We start from the raw sequence: 14,775 nt of genomic DNA, 5'->3' as shown, positions 1-14,775 counted from the left end.
ATCTTTGCCACGTAAAAATCCCCGTTCATTTGAACGGGGAACATTTATGCCAATAGCTCTTCTTGTGGCGCTTGAATGGCATCTTCATAATGCTTCAGAAGGTTTGTAAAGATAGAATCCCAGCTTTGAGAGAGGGCGTATTCTTGCGCATACAGTCTCATTTCCTGTCGTAAATTGGAATCGTCTAGTAGAGTTTCTGTCGCGTTTACAAACAAGTCCGCTTGCTTAGGGGAACATAGCATGCCGTTTTTTCCGTGTGTAATAATATTTTTCACACCACCTGCATCCGCACCGATTACCGGAGTGCCGCAGGCTAACGATTCTAGCACAACATTGCCGAATGTCTCGGTAGGAGATGGAAAGACCATCAGGGAGGAGGCGGCATAGATGGAGGCAAGCTCTTCCCCTTTTAGATAGCCCGTAAAAGTGACATTTTCCGTACAAGCTTCTTGTAAATCGGCTGATGCAGGGCCATCGCCTACGAGTAACCAATGGATAGAGTGTCTTTGTTTTAAATGCAGTTTTCTAATAACATGTGCAAGTGTCTCGATATCTTTTTCCGGGGCAATTCGCCCTACCCAACATATAATATGCTCTGCTTTAATATGATAGCGCTCACGTACGATATTTGCGTCGTAATGTGGATGATATAGGCTACAGTCCACACCGCGACTCCAAATATGAAGGTCGCAAAACCCTTTTCGTTTCAGTTGTTTTAATGTTTCTAAAGAAGGGACAAATGTTTTCTGAAGGGAACTATGAAACCACTTGAGATAGTTCCACAGCATATTTGAGAAAAATTCCATTTTATAATACTGTAAGTAAGCATCAAAATCAGTATGGTATGAGCCAACAAGAGGAATATTTAGTTTTTTCGCGTAATACATACCGCAAAGGCCCATGTTAAAGGGCGTTGCCACATGGATAATATCGGGCTTAAATTGTAATAAATCACGTTTTAAACGCATGGGATTCGGGATGGCAAGCCGGCATTCGGGATACAAGGCTAGAGGAATGCTTTTTAGCTTTTTTACATTTGTCATCACGTGTTCTTCTGCAGGATTTTCTGGTGCGAACACGTAATATTCTATGTTTCGTTGCGCTAAGTAACGGGTAAAGCGCTCAAGCGTTTTAGCAACACCGTTGACCTGCGGTGTAAACGTATCGGTAAAGATGGCAATCTTCATCCGGAAGCCTCCCTTTAAAACGAAATGAGATAAGACGATATCATACCTGTAAGCGTTCCTAGACATAAGCCGACGAGCACATCAGATGGGTAGTGAAGACCAAGATAGATACGAGATATACCAACAGATAAGCCGATGGGTAATAAAAAGATGGAAAGGATCGGCATATATATAATGAAAGGGATGATAACAGAAAAAATGGCAGTTGTATGACCGGAAGGAAAAGAATGATCTTGTAATGGATTTGTATGATATCTTGTTCCGTGCACGCGCAAATACGGTCGTTTTCGAGGATAGAGTTTTTTACAAATTTGCACGGGGAGGTGACTGACGGTAAGAGAAACAGCTGCAATTATGGCCGTGTCCCGTATGCTACCTTGAAAGAAAAGCAGTAAAATAAGAACAGAAGAGATGGTAAGTGTTGCACCGCCAAGATGAGTAATACTGTTAAAGTAGGCATTTAACGCTTTTCGATCGAAATGACGGTTAATCGCTTTTAAAATGTAACATTCTATCTCATATAAGGTATGGATAGACTTGGACATCATGTGCGACACCTCCTATTAGAAATATATTTTCTTTCATGAGTTTATTTTAATAAGAGTTTGTTGAGCCGATGCTAAGAAATTGTAAAGAGAGCCTTTAAAAATGTAAAAACGGCAGAGAAACAGGGATTTTCTCCCCGTCTCACCTACCGTTTTGCAGGTTCTTATAAAACTGCCCTTTTTCTACATATTCACGACGAATACGAGCCATATCAATTCGGTCTTCTTCTGTCAATTCGCGCACGACTTTGGCTGGACGCCCGAATGCCAATGTATTTGGCGGAATCTTCTTGCCTTGAGGCACTAAACTGCCGGCACCGATAAATGCACCTTCACCAATTTCAGCACCATCGAGGACAATGGATCCCATGCCGATGAGCGCCTCCTTTCGAATGGTGCAGCTATGTAGAATAACCTGATGCCCGACTGTAACGTCATCTTCTAAAATTAGCGGATATTTGGGACTTTGATGCAATGTGCATTGATCCTGCACATTTACACGATTTCCGATAATAGTGGGCGACACGTCGCCGCGGATAACAGTATTAAACCAAATGCTGGATTCTTCACCAATTTTCACATCGCCGGTAATGGTCACAAAATCAGCGATAAAAGCGCTCTTGGCAATGTGAGGCTGCTTGTCTTTATACGGATAGATCATAGAGAAACCACCTTTTATGTTGAGATAAATGAAAGCGACAACAATACTTGATGTTAGTGTAGCACATACGAGAGAACGGGGGAATGATTATGTGGAAATGGCGTGCAGAGAAGCCAAAGGCAGTGGTCGTAATGGTACACGGTGCGATGGAGCATCATGGGCGATATGCGGAGCTTGGAGATATGTGGACTGCGAACGGCTATCATGTTGTGATGGGAGACTTGCCCGGGCACGGAACGAGTTCGCGCAACAGAGGACATATTGACAGCTTTCAAGAATATATAGAGGAGGTTCTACTTTGGATAGAAGAAGCACAAGGAGAGGGGCTGCCAGTTTTTCTGCTTGGACACAGCATGGGTGGGTTGATTGTTATTCGGACATTGCAGGAAACTGGTATGCAGGTGGCTGGGGTCATTTTAAGTTCTCCTTGTTTAGGGGTTGTCGCGCAGCCGCCTGCTTATTTACGCGCCGCTTCTCATATCTTAAACCGGGTGATGCCACGTCTGCGTGTTGCTTCTAATCTGACAGTGGAAATGGCAACAAGAAACAAAGAAATCCGTGATCAAATGGAGAACGATTCTTTATATTTACGAAAAGTGTCTGTGCGCTGGTATAGTGAGCTTGTAAAAGGAATCGCTTTGGCTCATACAAAACAGGATCGCTTTCCAAATGTGCCGCTTCTTTTAATGCAAGCATGCGAAGATAAAATTGTTGATAAATCTGCAGTACGTACTTGGTTTGATAAATTAAAAATCAATGAAAAAACGTATAAAGAATGGGATAAGTGTTATCATGAATTATTTAATGAGTATGAGCGAGAAGAGATTTTTGCGATGGCTTACCGTTTTACAGAAGCCCATATTAAGCAGAGGTGATAAAGATGAAAGTACCACAAAATTCTGTGACGTTAATGGCTCGTATTTATAAACGAGTGATGCCTGCTGTGCATGAAGAATTATCATATTGGCGTCAACGTGCCCAGGCTATTCCCAATCCAGAGCTTCGCAAGCAAGCACTCGCCAGTATTGAGCACAAAACCTTCCACTGTGAGGGCGGTGGTATTCTAGCACTGTTAGCCGGTCCGCATCGCCGTGATGTGATTACATTTGTAGTCGCATATCAAACAATTAGCGATTATTTGGATAATTTATGCGATAGGAGCACATCGCTGGATCCGGATGATTTTGCCGCGTTACATGAATCTATGGCGCATGCGTTAACTCCTTCGGCTTCAAAAAGCAATTATTACCGCTATCGTACGGATCAAAATGACGGAGAGTATTTGTATGATTTAGTTGCTACATGTCAACGTATCCTGCAGAAGACGAAGCACTATGACAGAATTGCAACAGATTTGCAGGAGCTTGCTTCTTATTATTGTGATTTACAGGTACATAAGCATGTGGCGGTGCATGAACGGGAGGAGCGGCTTCAGAATTGGTTTGCTTTGTATAAAGAGCAATTACCGGACATGCGGTGGTACGAATTTTCGGCTTGCGCCGGCTCTACGCTTGGTATTTTTTGTCTAGTGGCGTATGCATTTCATGAACACTTGAGTGATGAAGATATCTGTGCAATTAAACAAGGATATTTTCCGTACCTGCAAGGGCTGCATATCTTGCTCGACTACTTTATTGATCAAGAAGAAGACAAGCAGGGCGGAGATCTAAATTTTTGCAGCTATTATGAAAGTCGGGAAGAGATATTGAAGAGACTTAAGCATTTTGTAACGGAAACTGATCGCAGTACGAAGCAACTGCCGCATGCAAAGTTTCATCGCCTCATTGCCCGCGGTCTTCTTGGTGTATATCTTTCCGACCAAAAAGTACATGAGCAAAAGGATATGAAGAGAATGGCAAAGCAAATTGTAAAATATGGCGGTCTTACCTCGTATTTCTTTTACATGAACGGAAAACTGTATCGAAAACGCGCATAAGGTCCAGGATATCCCGGACCTTATCGCTTTTCTATCGCAATAATAAAAGGTGGATGACTGGCCTGGTTAATAAATTCGTAACGCAGCACATGCGCCTTTTTTTGGTCAAGAGACATCGCAAACTGAATCACTTCATCTCGTTCAATTTGCCCTTCCGGATGGCCGTGATAAATGACGAGAACAATGATTCCCTCCGGCGCCATCACCTGTAGCAATTGCCGAATAGCCGCAATTGTAGAATTCGGCTTTGTTACAATATGTTTATCGCCGCCCGGCAAGTAGCCAAGGTTAAAAACAGCACCAGTTACACGACCGTTCGCATCGGCAGGCAATGCATCAAGCAACTGATCATGACTGCTGTGAAATAAAATGGCACGATCCATCAAATTGTGCTCTGATAAGCGCTTTTTTGTTTGCTCTAATGCTTCTTCTTGAATATCAAATGCAAATACTTTTCCGTCGGGTCCTACTATATTTGCTAAAAAACAGGTGTCATGACCGTTTCCCATTGTGGCATCCACTGCATAATCACCTGGGTGCACGGCTTTTTCAAGCAGCAACCGCGCAAACGGTAAAATACGATCCAGCTTCATCCCTTTACCATCCCTTCTACAAACTTACCTTGCCAGCTGTCACGGCGCGCAAACTCCGCATCAATGCTGTTTAATACATTCCATTTGTTCATGCTCCACATAGGACCAATCATTAACTCAGGCGGGCCGTCACCAGTAATGCGATGTACAATCACATCAGGCGGTATCACTTCCAACTGATCCACAACAAGAGCAACATACTCTTCTAGCGATAGAAAGTTAAGCAAACCTTTTTCATATTGCTTTACCATCGGCGTGCCCTTTAACAGGTGTAACAGATGAATTTTAATTCCTTGAATATCTAATTTTGCAACTTCATGTGCTGTTTCCATCATCATGTCATATGTTTCAAGCGGAAGGCCATTGATAATGTGAGAGCACACACGAATGTTGTGTTTGCGGAGTTTATCTACACCTTCTATATATGTTTGGTAGTCATGAGCACGGTTGATTAAAAGTGCGGTGCGTTCATGAACAGTTTGTAACCCGAGTTCTACCCACAAGTATGTTCGTTTGTTTAAATCGGCCAAATATTTCACCACATCGTCAGGTAGGCAATCCGGACGGGTTGCGATGGAAATACCGACAACGCCTTCTTGCGCCAAAACTGGTTCAAAGGTTTGTTTTAATACTTCAACCGGGGCATGGGTATTAGTGAAGGCTTGAAAATACGCCATGTATTTGCCGTTTTTCCATTTTGTATGCATTTTTGTTTTAATGTTATGAAATTGTGTGATAACATCCTCCGTCCGGCTTCCAGCAAAATCCCCAGATCCAGCAGCGCTGCAAAAGGTACAGCCACCAAATGCCACTGTTCCATCGCGGTTTGGACAATCAAACCCTGCATCGAGAGAGACCTTGAACACCTTTGTGCCGAATTGCTTGCGCAGATGATAATTCCATGTATGATAACGTTTATTGTCGTTCGAAAACGGAAATAGATTTTGCATCGGTTTCCTCCCTATTCTGTATGGAAAGCAAAAACATATTCCATTATAGCATTCGCTCATAGAGTTTGCATTGTTGGGGAAAATAAAGTGAAGCAACAATAGTGAGGAGGGTGAAAGATGACAGATCGATACTCATTAGACCAATGTATCCATGAGGCTGAAGAAGCCATGAAATATGGGCACGAGCAGTTAGAGCTTGGTATGAGACAAGAGCATTACAATGACATGGAGTATTCGGACGCGCAGCTTCAGCTTGAACAAGCAGTAATGGCGCTGGAAAAAATGATGGACAATGCCAACGCGGAGCAGCGTGAGCGCATCGACCGGACACTTGCGCAAATGCGTCATTTACAGCATCAAATGATTACAACACCACACTAAGGAGCTGATAAATATGGCAAAGCGTTCTGATATGAATAATCCTGAGCAAAAAACACAAAACGGTCACAACCAGGAATTCTCTAACGAATTAGATCCGGTTGTACAAGCAAAGCAAAAGAATCGTAAAAAAGGACAACCACAAAAATCCAAGCAATAAAGACCTCGCGTAAGCGAGGTTTTTTATTGCTCGGAGAACGGAATCGGCCGATAGGAATGCAGAATTGACCGATAGAGGTGAAGAATCGGCCGATAGAGGTGCAAATTCAGCCAATAAAGAGTGTAAAACGTTGTAATTACATAGGTTTTAAAGGGATTAAAAGCCCGAAATATACTGAAATTCACAATTGTTTTTTAAAGGGCAAATCTGTTGTCAACCTTCTATAAAAGGCATACAATCGTAATGTTGCATTCGGACGATTCTATGAAAAAGGAGGGAGAAGCATGCCTCGAAAAGTATGGCTATTGGTCATTGCTATGATTATTAATGTGACAGGATCTTCTTTTTTATGGCCTTTTAACACTATCTATATTCATAATCATCTTGGTAAATCGTTATCAGTAGCGGGAATGGCCCTGTTGATTAACTCGCTTGCAGGTGTGATTGGGAACCTTGTCGGCGGCATTATGTTTGATAAAATGGGCGGCTACAAATCCATCTTGAGCGGTATTGTAATTACTTTATCAGCGGTGACGGGTCTTGTTTTTTTCCACGATTGGCCGCTTTATGTAGTATGGCTCGGAATGATTGGATTAGGGTCAGGTATGGTGTTTCCATCTATGTATGCGATGGTGGGGGCTGTTTGGCCGGAAGGTGGCCGAAGAGCGTTTAATGCGATGTATATCGGACAAAACGTAGGCGTTGCAGTTGGATCGGCACTAGGCGGCTTAGTTGCTTCCTTCCGTATTGACTATATATTTTTAGCCAATCTAACACTGTATTTTGTATTCTTTATCATTGCTTTGATCGGTTTTAAAGATATGCAAGTCACTGTAGATAAGGTTGAGAAAAAAGTAGAAAAAGGATCCTGGAAGCTGACGTCTTCCTTGCAGGCGTTATTGGTGATGTGCGTTGCGTATGCGATTTGCTGGATTGCTTATGTACAATGGCAGGTTACCATTTCCGCGCATATGCAGGATTTAGATATTAGTTTGCGTTCATACAGCTTATTGTGGACGGTGAACGGAGCGCTAATCGTATTAGCACAACCAGTTGTAACAGCATTTATCCGAAGATTTAACCGTTCTTTAAAACAACAAATTTTAATTGGTACGTCTATTTTTATTGTTTCATTTCTCGTTGTCGGACAGGCAGAACAGTTTAGCATGTTTATGATAGGGATGCTCATTTTAACGATTGGTGAAATGTTCGTATGGCCAGCTGTTCCAACAATTGCCAATGAATTGGCACCTGAAGGGAAAATCGGCTTTTATCAAGGTGTCGTAAATAGTGCGGCAACGGGTGGGCGGATGCTTGGTCCGTGGCTTGGCGGGCTAATTGTCGATTTATACAATATTCAAGTATTGTTTATGGTATTAATGGTAATGCTGTTGGTAGCAATGGCTGCAGCCAGTCTATATGATCATAAGTTAAAAGCAAAGCAAGCAGAAGAAAAAATAGCAGTTTGACGTGGCGAAGAACATGTTTTAGAATAGACTGTAAGCAAATACGCAATGACAGTGACAAGGAGTAGTAACAGGTTGAGCCGGCTCAGAGAGTTGACGTGTGGTGGAAGTCAATCCGGATTTCATTGTGAACTCGCCTTGGAGTTGCAATCGTGAATAATAGTAGTGATTGCCGCTTCGTCCACGTTACGGACTTGAGCGAGTGTCTTTGGGCACTAACTAGGGTGGTACCGCGGGAATTTATAACCTCTCGTCCCTTTTTGGGATGAGGGGTTTTTTGTATTTTTGCGGAGAAATAGATGAATTGGAGGGTATTTTATGAGCTACAATCATAATGAAATTGAGAAGAAATGGCAGGCGTACTGGGAAGAAAATAAAACCTTCCGTACGACTGAAGATACTGACAAACCTAAGTTTTACGCGTTGGATATGTTTCCATATCCATCGGGTGCCGGTCTTCATGTAGGACATCCAGAAGGATATACAGCTACGGACATTCTTTCTCGTATGAAGCGCATGCAGGGCTATAATGTGCTTCACCCGATGGGATGGGACGCATTTGGTCTTCCTGCAGAGCAATACGCACTGGATACAGGAAACGATCCTGCGGAATTCACAGAGAAAAACATCAATACATTCCGCAATCAAATCAAAGCACTTGGATTTTCCTATGACTGGGATCGCGAGGTAAATACGACAGATCCAAATTATTATAAGTGGACACAATGGATTTTCTTGAAATTATACGAAAAAGGCTTAGCTTACGTTGACGAGGTAGCAGTAAACTGGTGTCCGGCACTTGGCACTGTATTGGCGAACGAAGAAGTTATTGATGGCAAGAGCGAGCGTGGCGGTCACCCGGTAGAACGCCGTCCGATGAAGCAGTGGGTATTGAAGATTACAGCGTACGCGGATCGTTTATTGGAAGATTTGGAAGAGCTGGATTGGCCGGAAAGCTTGAAGGAAATGCAACGTAACTGGATTGGCCGTTCTGAAGGCGCTGAAGTCCACTTTCAGGTAGATGGTACCGATGAGAAATATACGGTGTTTACAACACGTCCTGATACATTGTTCGGTGCAACGTATTCTGTATTGGCACCTGAGCATGCGCTGGTTGAAAAAATTACAACACCAGAGCAAAAAGAGGCAGTGCAGGCATATTTAGATCAAGTAAAAACGAAAAGTGATTTAGAGCGTACAGACTTGGCGAAGGATAAAACAGGCGTTTTCACAGGGGCTTATGCCATTAATCCGGTGAACGGCGCAAGAATGCCAATTTGGATCGCCGATTATGTACTTGCAAGCTACGGCACTGGTGCCATTATGGCAGTACCAGCACATGATGAGCGAGATTATGAGTTTGCGAAAAAGTTTAATTTGCCGATTAAAGAGGTTGTTGCAGGGGGAGACGTTACAAAAGAGCCTTATACAGGCGATGGTGAACATATAAATTCCGACTTCTTAAACGGCTTGAACAAGGAAGAAGCTATTACAAACATCATTACTTGGCTAGAAGCAAATAAAATGGGTGAGAAAAAGGTAACGTACCGTCTACGTGACTGGTTGTTTAGCCGTCAGCGTTACTGGGGTGAGCCAATTCCTGTCATTCATTGGGAAGACGGTACGATGACCGCCGTACCAGAAGAGGAGCTTCCATTAGTACTGCCGCAAACGGATGATATTCGTCCTTCTGGTACAGGCGAATCACCACTTGCTAACGTGGCAGAATGGGTGAATGTAGTAGATCCGATAACTGGTAAAAAAGGTCGCCGTGAAACAAATACAATGCCGCAATGGGGCGGAAGCTGCTGGTACTACTTGCGTTATATCGACCCGCACAACAACGAACAGCTTGCTGATCCTGAAAAGTTAAAGCAATGGCTGCCAGTTGATATTTATATCGGCGGCGCTGAGCATGCGGTACTTCACTTATTGTACGCTCGCTTCTGGCATAAGTTTTTGTACGACTTAGGTGTGGTACCGACGAAGGAGCCATTCCAAAAATTATTCAACCAAGGTATGATTTTAGGCTCCAATAACGAAAAAATGAGTAAATCCAAAGGAAACGTTGTAAATCCTGACGATATTGTAGCAAGCCATGGTGCAGATACGCTTCGTCTATATGAAATGTTCATGGGGCCGCTTGAAGCCTCTATCGCTTGGTCTGAAACAGGTCTTGACGGCGCACGTCGCTTCTTAGACCGTGTATGGCGCTTATTTGTACAAGAAAATGGCGAATTAAGTGATAAAATTAAACAAGAATCTAATAAAGCCTTGGATAAGGTATATCATCAAACGGTGAAAAAGGTAACGGAAGATTATGAAGGCATCCGTTTTAATACAGCTATTTCACAAATGATGGTATTTATCAATGATGCATATAAGGCAGAGGTCCTACCGGTTGAATATGTAGAAGGCTTTGTAAAGCTATTGTCTCCAATTGCACCGCACGTTGCGGAAGAGTTATGGAGCAAGCTTGGTCACAGTGAGACTATTACGTATGAAGCATGGCCAACATTTGATGAATCTAAGCTTGTGGAAGACGAGATTGAAATTGTTGTCCAAATCAACGGCAAAGTGAAAGCAAAATTGCTAGTCGCAAAAGACGCAACAAGAGAGCAAATGGAACAATTGGCGCTAGCTGATGCACAAGTGAATGCGCAAATTGAAGGTAAAACAGTACGGAAAATTGTTGCTGTACCTGGTAAGCTTGTTAATATCGTAGCAAACTAAAAATCGGTCTTAGGACCGATTTTTTTCTTTTGCTTGGTGCAAAATAAGATGACGTTACGAAAAGGAGGAATGATGATGAGCAAAGGAAGAAGCAACAACGCAGGGCAAAAACAACCAAACTTTACTGAAGCTTCTGAAGGGAAGCAGCGTCAAGGTCAAAAGAAAAACAAAGAGCAATAAGAAAAAGCGCGACCGAATCTGGTCGCGATCTTTGTTAGTTTGTATTTTCTTTCGCTTTATCCAAAAGCTCTTGCTGCTTCACAATAATTTGCTTTTCAATTTCAATTAACTTCGCAGCATCTTCTTCTGTATCAGATTGCTGCAGCTCTTTTTTCTGACGATATAAATCACGTAGTTCGTGGTGCGCACCAAACTTGTCTTGCTTGCGCATCTTTTGCTTTTCTCCTTTTACCTTTTCCTTCAACGGCTTAATAATGGTACGCATTTCGTTGTGCTGCGCCTTCATCTCATCATGCAAAGATTGTAACTGTGTTTGTAACTGCGCTTTTTTTGCTTCTTCCGTTGTGCTGTCAATCTGTTCACGCAAAGCATGTTTCTTTTCATGCAGGGCCTGCATCTTTTCGTGTAAAGCATTCAATTTTGCCTTTTCTTCTGCTGTTAAATTGGATTGTTCAATCCATTGCTTGCGTTTCGCGTCACGTTGCTCATGCAACTGCTTGTGCAGTGCTTTTTCCTGCGCTTCTAGCTTTTGCAATGTATCTTGTTGCTCTGGTGTAGCGGCAGATACCATTGTTCCTCCGACCACAGCGGTTGTTACCAGTGAAGCCAGTGCCAATTTCCACTTCATATCATCACTCCTAAACTGATCAGATGGTGTTGCTGTAAACAGTTTGCCCTTTTTTTGTGTTTTCTTTGTGAATTTAGTATGTTTTTCCAAAGAAAATATATTAAACATGTGAACGCAAATAAGAACTACCAGGTGCTTTTGGTGGACTCTCACGCAACTACATGCCGTTTATTAAGAAGGCTGTATTAAAGCCTGCTGTTGATGATTGGCACTTGTTGATGGAAGTGAAGGGGTGAGACTCCTGCGGGAAAAGCAAGTCAGAGGGATATCACGCAGGCGCATAGCGCTGACGGAAATTAACAATGAACTTGAACAGAGCCATTAAAAAGAACATTGTTTGCATGTATATATTTTGCTTTCAGTTCGATGCGTTGCTAGAATGATAACAGTATGGAAAGGGGGCTGAAAAAATGCACGAGGTTCAAACAATTACACCGGAAGAAGTGCAAGCAAGGCTGGAGCAAGGAGAAACATTGCATCTAGTTGATGTAAGGGAAGATGACGAAATCGCATTTTATGGTAAGATTCCTGAAGCCACTCACATTAAAATGGGAGATATACCTAATAAATTAGACTATTTTAATAAAGAGGATGCGTACATTTTTATTTGTAAAGCAGGTGTACGAAGCGAGCATGTGTGCATGTATATGCAAGAACAGGGATATAAAGCAATCAATATGATTGGTGGCATGTCGTATTATACGGGTAAGACAGAATAAACGCGGAACAAAATGTTCCGCGTTTTTTTATTAGCCGAGAAAATGATAAAAATTATAGATATTTTGTAGCTCTAGTGCCTAAGCAGGGCGCTTCCGCTTTTTTGCTGTTTGCATACAATAGTAAAAAATGAGAGAAGGACAGAGATGGCATTTATTCGGAACGTGAAGATTATGAACAACAACGGTCATGTGAATATAGGGAACTGCTATAACATATCTTCTTTAACAGTCTCTAAAGCGAGCAACGGTGCAGGTGGGAACAGTACGGCATTTATATTAAACGGTGTTCGAGCCAACGATGAATTCGAGGGCGCATTTATAAACGATAGAGAACCCGCTATCGATGTTGCGGTGGAAGAGGAAACATTTTAATAGAAGGAGAGACAGAAGATGTGTATGATCAAGAAGTTTATCGTGGTGAATAACTACGGTACGATTCAATGCGGTAATAATATCAGTGAAATTACAATGACGGCATCTAAAAGTATAAATGGTGCGACGGGAGTAACAAGTGCGGATTTCATTAATGGGCGCCGTGTACTGCGGACAACAAAAGAAGAAGTCGATACGACCGCAGATTTAAATATGGACGAAGCCATATCTCAATCGACTGTACAAGATGTTAGTACAATGAATCTATAATTTTAATCATAAGTAAACCAAACTGGAAATAAAATGGAGTAGGTAATGACATTCATGAAGGGAGGGGGCATGAATGGGGAAAACTTTAAAAATTGATATTACAGAAAAAGTAACAGCGAAGTTTAAGGAAAAGTATTTGGAATTATATTCAAATAAATTTATGATTGGAAAGCTGTATATGTATACGGCGGAACAAAAGTATGAACTTGAAGATGGGTATATTTATGAAGATGGTCGTTTTTATCGCTTAATTCAAATGCGTCGTGACAATGATCCGTCAGTTTCCGGGTGTGATTCAGGGTGGTGCTAATATGCGTGTAAAAATATTTGATGAAATGCATGAAAAGGATTTGGAAGAACGTGTAAATGCATTTTTAAAGAAGATCGATGATACGCAAATTGTAGATGTGAAGTATCAAGTAGCGATTGCAAACAACAATGATGAAAATCAAATATATTGCTTTTCAGCGATGATTATATACAGAGCCTAACCCAAAAGAGTTAGGCTCTTATTATTAGGCTTTGTTAAAGCTTGTTGTTGATTTCCATGACGGTGGGTGTCTGCGGACAGTCAGGGAGCCGCTCCTCTATCACTCTCATCAACAAGTGCTAATTAGCAACATCAGAATTTAGCTATCATTAATAAGAAGGTGCTAAGGCATGCTGTGCAGCTGTCATGCCTGCAATTCGTCCGGTCACAAGAGCAGATGTGATGTTATAGCCACCTGTATAGCCGTGAATATCGAGAATTTCACCGCAAAAGTACAAGCCTTTCATCAATTTAGAGGACATTTCCTTCGGATGAATTTCTTTAACAGAAACCCCTCCACCAGTAACGAACGCTTTTTCGATCGATTGTGTACCATTTACAGAAAATGTAAAACCCTTCATGTCTTTTACAAGGGCGCGAATAAGCTCATTGCTTACATGAGCAGTGGCTTGTGCACCATCTATTCCATTTTTCTCAAGTAAAAATAGGAAATAGCGTTCTGGTACAATTCCCTTCAGCAAATTCTTGAGAGCTTTTTTAGGTTCATTTTTCATTTGTTTGACAATGTCTTGAAATAACGACTCTTCTTTCCAATCAGGAAGTGCATCAATATGCATGGTTACAGATTGTGCGTGAAATTTTTTCATAGTTTGAACCACATATTGACTGCAGCGAAGTGCAGCAGGACCGGATATGCCGAAGTGTGTAAATAGCATATCCATACGGTGTGTTTTAACCGTCTTCCCCTTTGGATTTAATACGCTTAATGCTACATTGCGAAGTGCAAGTCCCTGTAGTGTTTTCTCCTTAATAAATGATTCAGATGATGTAATAGGAACTTCTGTCGGAAACAATTCTGTAATGGTATGCCCAGCTTTCTCAGCCCATGCATAACCGTCTCCTGTTGAACCTGTATGCGGAACGGATTTACCTCCAACCGCAATAATAACGTGCTGCGTTGGAATCACTTCTCCATTTTGTAAAACTACTGCTGAGGTTTGTCCGTCCGTATATTCAATGGTTTGAACTGGTGTATCTGTACGTGTGTGAACCCCAAGCTCTTGTAAACGGCGCAGCAGTGCATCAACTACAGATTGCGCTTTGTCAGATACCGGAAACATACGTCCATGGTCTTCTTCTTTCAATGCCACACCTAGTCCTTCAAAAAAGCGTATGATATCTTCATTGTTAAAAATAGAAAACGCACTGTATAAAAAGCGACCGTTTCCTGGAATATGTTTTACAATTTCATCAAGAGGAAGTCGATTGGTTACGTTGCACCTTCCTCCCCCGGATATTGCAAGCTTTCTTCCTAATTTATTTCCTTTATCTAATAGAAGAACCTTTGCCTTGCCTTCTGCAGCTCCAATAGCGGCCATCAATCCCGAGGGTCCCCCTCCAATTACAATTACATCATAATGCATACTATCACCCTTGTTTTTGTACTGTACAACAGAATAGCACGAATGCGGCAAAAAAGAAAACGAGTGAGATACAAGTTATTTTT

At 42.0% G+C, this 14,775-nt stretch carries 18 protein-coding genes and 1 other annotated feature; of the genes, 11 read left to right on the top strand and 7 right to left on the bottom strand.

Going from position 1 to position 14,775, the window contains the following annotated elements; translation table 11 throughout:
* Window positions 1-44 precede the first annotated feature (44 nt).
* The 3 genes from MUG87_RS09865 to MUG87_RS09855 form a co-directional block, all read right to left on the bottom strand.
* A complete protein-coding gene (locus MUG87_RS09865; RefSeq protein ID WP_247087346.1) occupies window positions 45-1,187 on the bottom strand; it encodes a glycosyltransferase family 4 protein in 1,143 nt (380 codons plus the stop codon).
* Between the two features lie 14 nt (window positions 1,188-1,201).
* On the bottom strand, window positions 1,202-1,735 hold the full coding sequence (locus MUG87_RS09860) for a phosphatase PAP2 family protein (protein WP_247087344.1): 534 nt from the start codon (window positions 1,733-1,735) through the stop codon (window positions 1,202-1,204).
* Between the two features lie 139 nt (window positions 1,736-1,874).
* Window positions 1,875-2,393, bottom strand: coding sequence for a gamma carbonic anhydrase (locus MUG87_RS09855; RefSeq protein WP_247087332.1), 519 nt, complete (start codon window positions 2,391-2,393; stop codon window positions 1,875-1,877).
* A gap of 89 nt (window positions 2,394-2,482) precedes the next feature.
* Here MUG87_RS09855 and MUG87_RS09850 point away from each other — a divergent pair, with 89 nt between their 5' ends.
* Together MUG87_RS09850 and MUG87_RS09845 are read left to right on the top strand one after the other, a co-directional pair.
* A complete protein-coding gene (locus tag MUG87_RS09850) occupies window positions 2,483-3,268 on the top strand; it encodes an alpha/beta hydrolase (RefSeq protein ID WP_247087330.1) in 786 nt (261 codons plus the stop codon).
* 5 nt (window positions 3,269-3,273) lie between these two features.
* Window positions 3,274-4,329, top strand: a complete 1,056-nt coding sequence (locus MUG87_RS09845; RefSeq protein ID WP_247087328.1) for a tetraprenyl-beta-curcumene synthase family protein — start codon at window positions 3,274-3,276, stop codon at window positions 4,327-4,329.
* A gap of 20 nt (window positions 4,330-4,349) precedes the next feature.
* On the opposite strand, the gene MUG87_RS09840 is transcribed toward MUG87_RS09845, so the two are convergent.
* Window positions 4,350-4,922: a tRNA 5-(aminomethyl)-2-thiouridylate-methyltransferase MnmM gene (locus MUG87_RS09840; RefSeq protein ID WP_247087326.1), complete on the bottom strand. Its 573-nt coding sequence runs from the start codon at window positions 4,920-4,922 to the stop codon at window positions 4,350-4,352.
* Window positions 4,919-5,872 (bottom strand): tRNA modification radical SAM protein MnmL/YtqA, encoded by a 954-nt coding sequence (locus MUG87_RS09835; RefSeq protein ID WP_247087324.1) that lies wholly within the window; start codon window positions 5,870-5,872, stop codon window positions 4,919-4,921. Before MUG87_RS09835 ends, MUG87_RS09840 begins: the two co-directional genes overlap by 4 nt.
* A 117-nt stretch (window positions 5,873-5,989) precedes the next feature.
* On the opposite strand from MUG87_RS09835, the gene MUG87_RS09830 reads away from it, so the two are divergent.
* From MUG87_RS09830 to leuS, 4 genes are all read left to right on the top strand, one after another.
* Window positions 5,990-6,253 (top strand): YtzC family protein, encoded by a 264-nt coding sequence (locus MUG87_RS09830; RefSeq protein ID WP_247087322.1) that lies wholly within the window; start codon window positions 5,990-5,992, stop codon window positions 6,251-6,253.
* A 13-nt stretch (window positions 6,254-6,266) separates the two neighbouring features.
* Window positions 6,267-6,410 (top strand): glycogen biosynthesis protein GlgD, encoded by a 144-nt coding sequence (locus MUG87_RS09825; protein WP_124564381.1) that lies wholly within the window; start codon window positions 6,267-6,269, stop codon window positions 6,408-6,410.
* Between the two features lie 284 nt (window positions 6,411-6,694).
* Entirely contained in the window at window positions 6,695-7,879 is a 1,185-nt protein-coding gene (locus MUG87_RS09820; protein ID WP_247087320.1) for an MDR family MFS transporter, read from the top strand.
* 42 nt (window positions 7,880-7,921) lie between these two features.
* Window positions 7,922-8,137, top strand: a binding site (T-box leader).
* Between the two features lie 57 nt (window positions 8,138-8,194).
* Window positions 8,195-10,609 carry a leucine--tRNA ligase gene (gene leuS / locus MUG87_RS09815; RefSeq protein ID WP_247087319.1) on the top strand — a complete coding sequence of 805 codons (2,415 nt, stop codon included), beginning with the start codon at window positions 8,195-8,197 and terminating at the stop codon, window positions 10,607-10,609.
* 214 nt (window positions 10,610-10,823) lie between these two features.
* On the opposite strand, the gene MUG87_RS09810 is transcribed toward leuS, so the two are convergent.
* The gene (locus MUG87_RS09810; RefSeq protein ID WP_247087317.1) at window positions 10,824-11,417 is read right to left on the bottom strand and encodes a hypothetical protein; all 594 of its coding nucleotides are present in this window, start codon (window positions 11,415-11,417) and stop codon (window positions 10,824-10,826) included.
* A 410-nt stretch (window positions 11,418-11,827) separates the two neighbouring features.
* Here MUG87_RS09810 and MUG87_RS09805 point away from each other — a divergent pair, with 410 nt between their 5' ends.
* The 5 genes from MUG87_RS09805 (at window position 11,828) to MUG87_RS09785 (ending at window position 13,269) form a co-directional block, all read left to right on the top strand.
* Entirely contained in the window at window positions 11,828-12,136 is a 309-nt protein-coding gene (locus tag MUG87_RS09805) for a rhodanese-like domain-containing protein (protein WP_247087315.1), read from the top strand.
* A gap of 144 nt (window positions 12,137-12,280) precedes the next feature.
* Window positions 12,281-12,508, top strand: a complete 228-nt coding sequence (locus tag MUG87_RS09800; protein ID WP_247087313.1) for a spore germination protein — start codon at window positions 12,281-12,283, stop codon at window positions 12,506-12,508.
* A gap of 18 nt (window positions 12,509-12,526) precedes the next feature.
* Window positions 12,527-12,778: a hypothetical protein gene (locus MUG87_RS09795; protein WP_247087311.1), complete on the top strand. Its 252-nt coding sequence runs from the start codon at window positions 12,527-12,529 to the stop codon at window positions 12,776-12,778.
* Window positions 12,779-12,851: 73 nt separating this feature from the next.
* Window positions 12,852-13,088: a DUF2553 family protein gene (locus tag MUG87_RS09790; protein ID WP_247087309.1), complete on the top strand. Its 237-nt coding sequence runs from the start codon at window positions 12,852-12,854 to the stop codon at window positions 13,086-13,088.
* A gap of 1 nt (window position 13,089) precedes the next feature.
* Entirely contained in the window at window positions 13,090-13,269 is a 180-nt protein-coding gene (locus tag MUG87_RS09785) for a sporulation protein Cse60 (RefSeq protein WP_124564374.1), read from the top strand.
* 148 nt (window positions 13,270-13,417) lie between these two features.
* Here MUG87_RS09785 and MUG87_RS09780 read toward each other — a convergent pair whose 3' ends face one another.
* On the bottom strand, window positions 13,418-14,692 hold the full coding sequence (locus MUG87_RS09780) for a BaiN/RdsA family NAD(P)/FAD-dependent oxidoreductase (protein ID WP_247087307.1): 1,275 nt from the start codon (window positions 14,690-14,692) through the stop codon (window positions 13,418-13,420).
* Window positions 14,693-14,775 lie beyond the last annotated feature (83 nt).

This window comes from Ectobacillus sp. JY-23 (assembly GCF_023022965.1).
GTDB lineage: Bacteria > Bacillota > Bacilli > Bacillales > Bacillaceae_G > Ectobacillus.
This window is presented reverse-complemented; position numbering and strand designations above follow the sequence as displayed.

Coding starts and splice junctions, on each gene's coding strand:
- MUG87_RS09865 (WP_247087346.1), bottom strand. CDS start 1,187: ATGAAGATTGCCATCTTTACCGATACGTTTACACCGCAGGTCAACGGT.
- MUG87_RS09860 (WP_247087344.1), bottom strand. CDS start 1,735: ATGATGTCCAAGTCTATCCATACCTTATATGAGATAGAATGTTACATT.
- MUG87_RS09855 (WP_247087332.1), bottom strand. CDS start 2,393: ATGATCTATCCGTATAAAGACAAGCAGCCTCACATTGCCAAGAGCGCT.
- MUG87_RS09850 (WP_247087330.1), top strand. CDS start 2,483: ATGTGGAAATGGCGTGCAGAGAAGCCAAAGGCAGTGGTCGTAATGGTA.
- MUG87_RS09845 (WP_247087328.1), top strand. CDS start 3,274: ATGAAAGTACCACAAAATTCTGTGACGTTAATGGCTCGTATTTATAAA.
- MUG87_RS09840 (WP_247087326.1), bottom strand. CDS start 4,922: ATGAAGCTGGATCGTATTTTACCGTTTGCGCGGTTGCTGCTTGAAAAA.
- MUG87_RS09835 (WP_247087324.1), bottom strand. CDS start 5,872: ATGCAAAATCTATTTCCGTTTTCGAACGACAATAAACGTTATCATACA.
- MUG87_RS09830 (WP_247087322.1), top strand. CDS start 5,990: ATGACAGATCGATACTCATTAGACCAATGTATCCATGAGGCTGAAGAA.
- MUG87_RS09825 (WP_124564381.1), top strand. CDS start 6,267: ATGGCAAAGCGTTCTGATATGAATAATCCTGAGCAAAAAACACAAAAC.
- MUG87_RS09820 (WP_247087320.1), top strand. CDS start 6,695: ATGCCTCGAAAAGTATGGCTATTGGTCATTGCTATGATTATTAATGTG.
- leuS (WP_247087319.1), top strand. CDS start 8,195: ATGAGCTACAATCATAATGAAATTGAGAAGAAATGGCAGGCGTACTGG.
- MUG87_RS09810 (WP_247087317.1), bottom strand. CDS start 11,417: ATGAAGTGGAAATTGGCACTGGCTTCACTGGTAACAACCGCTGTGGTC.
- MUG87_RS09805 (WP_247087315.1), top strand. CDS start 11,828: ATGCACGAGGTTCAAACAATTACACCGGAAGAAGTGCAAGCAAGGCTG.
- MUG87_RS09800 (WP_247087313.1), top strand. CDS start 12,281: ATGGCATTTATTCGGAACGTGAAGATTATGAACAACAACGGTCATGTG.
- MUG87_RS09795 (WP_247087311.1), top strand. CDS start 12,527: ATGTGTATGATCAAGAAGTTTATCGTGGTGAATAACTACGGTACGATT.
- MUG87_RS09790 (WP_247087309.1), top strand. CDS start 12,852: ATGGGGAAAACTTTAAAAATTGATATTACAGAAAAAGTAACAGCGAAG.
- MUG87_RS09785 (WP_124564374.1), top strand. CDS start 13,090: ATGCGTGTAAAAATATTTGATGAAATGCATGAAAAGGATTTGGAAGAA.
- MUG87_RS09780 (WP_247087307.1), bottom strand. CDS start 14,692: ATGCATTATGATGTAATTGTAATTGGAGGGGGACCCTCGGGATTGATG.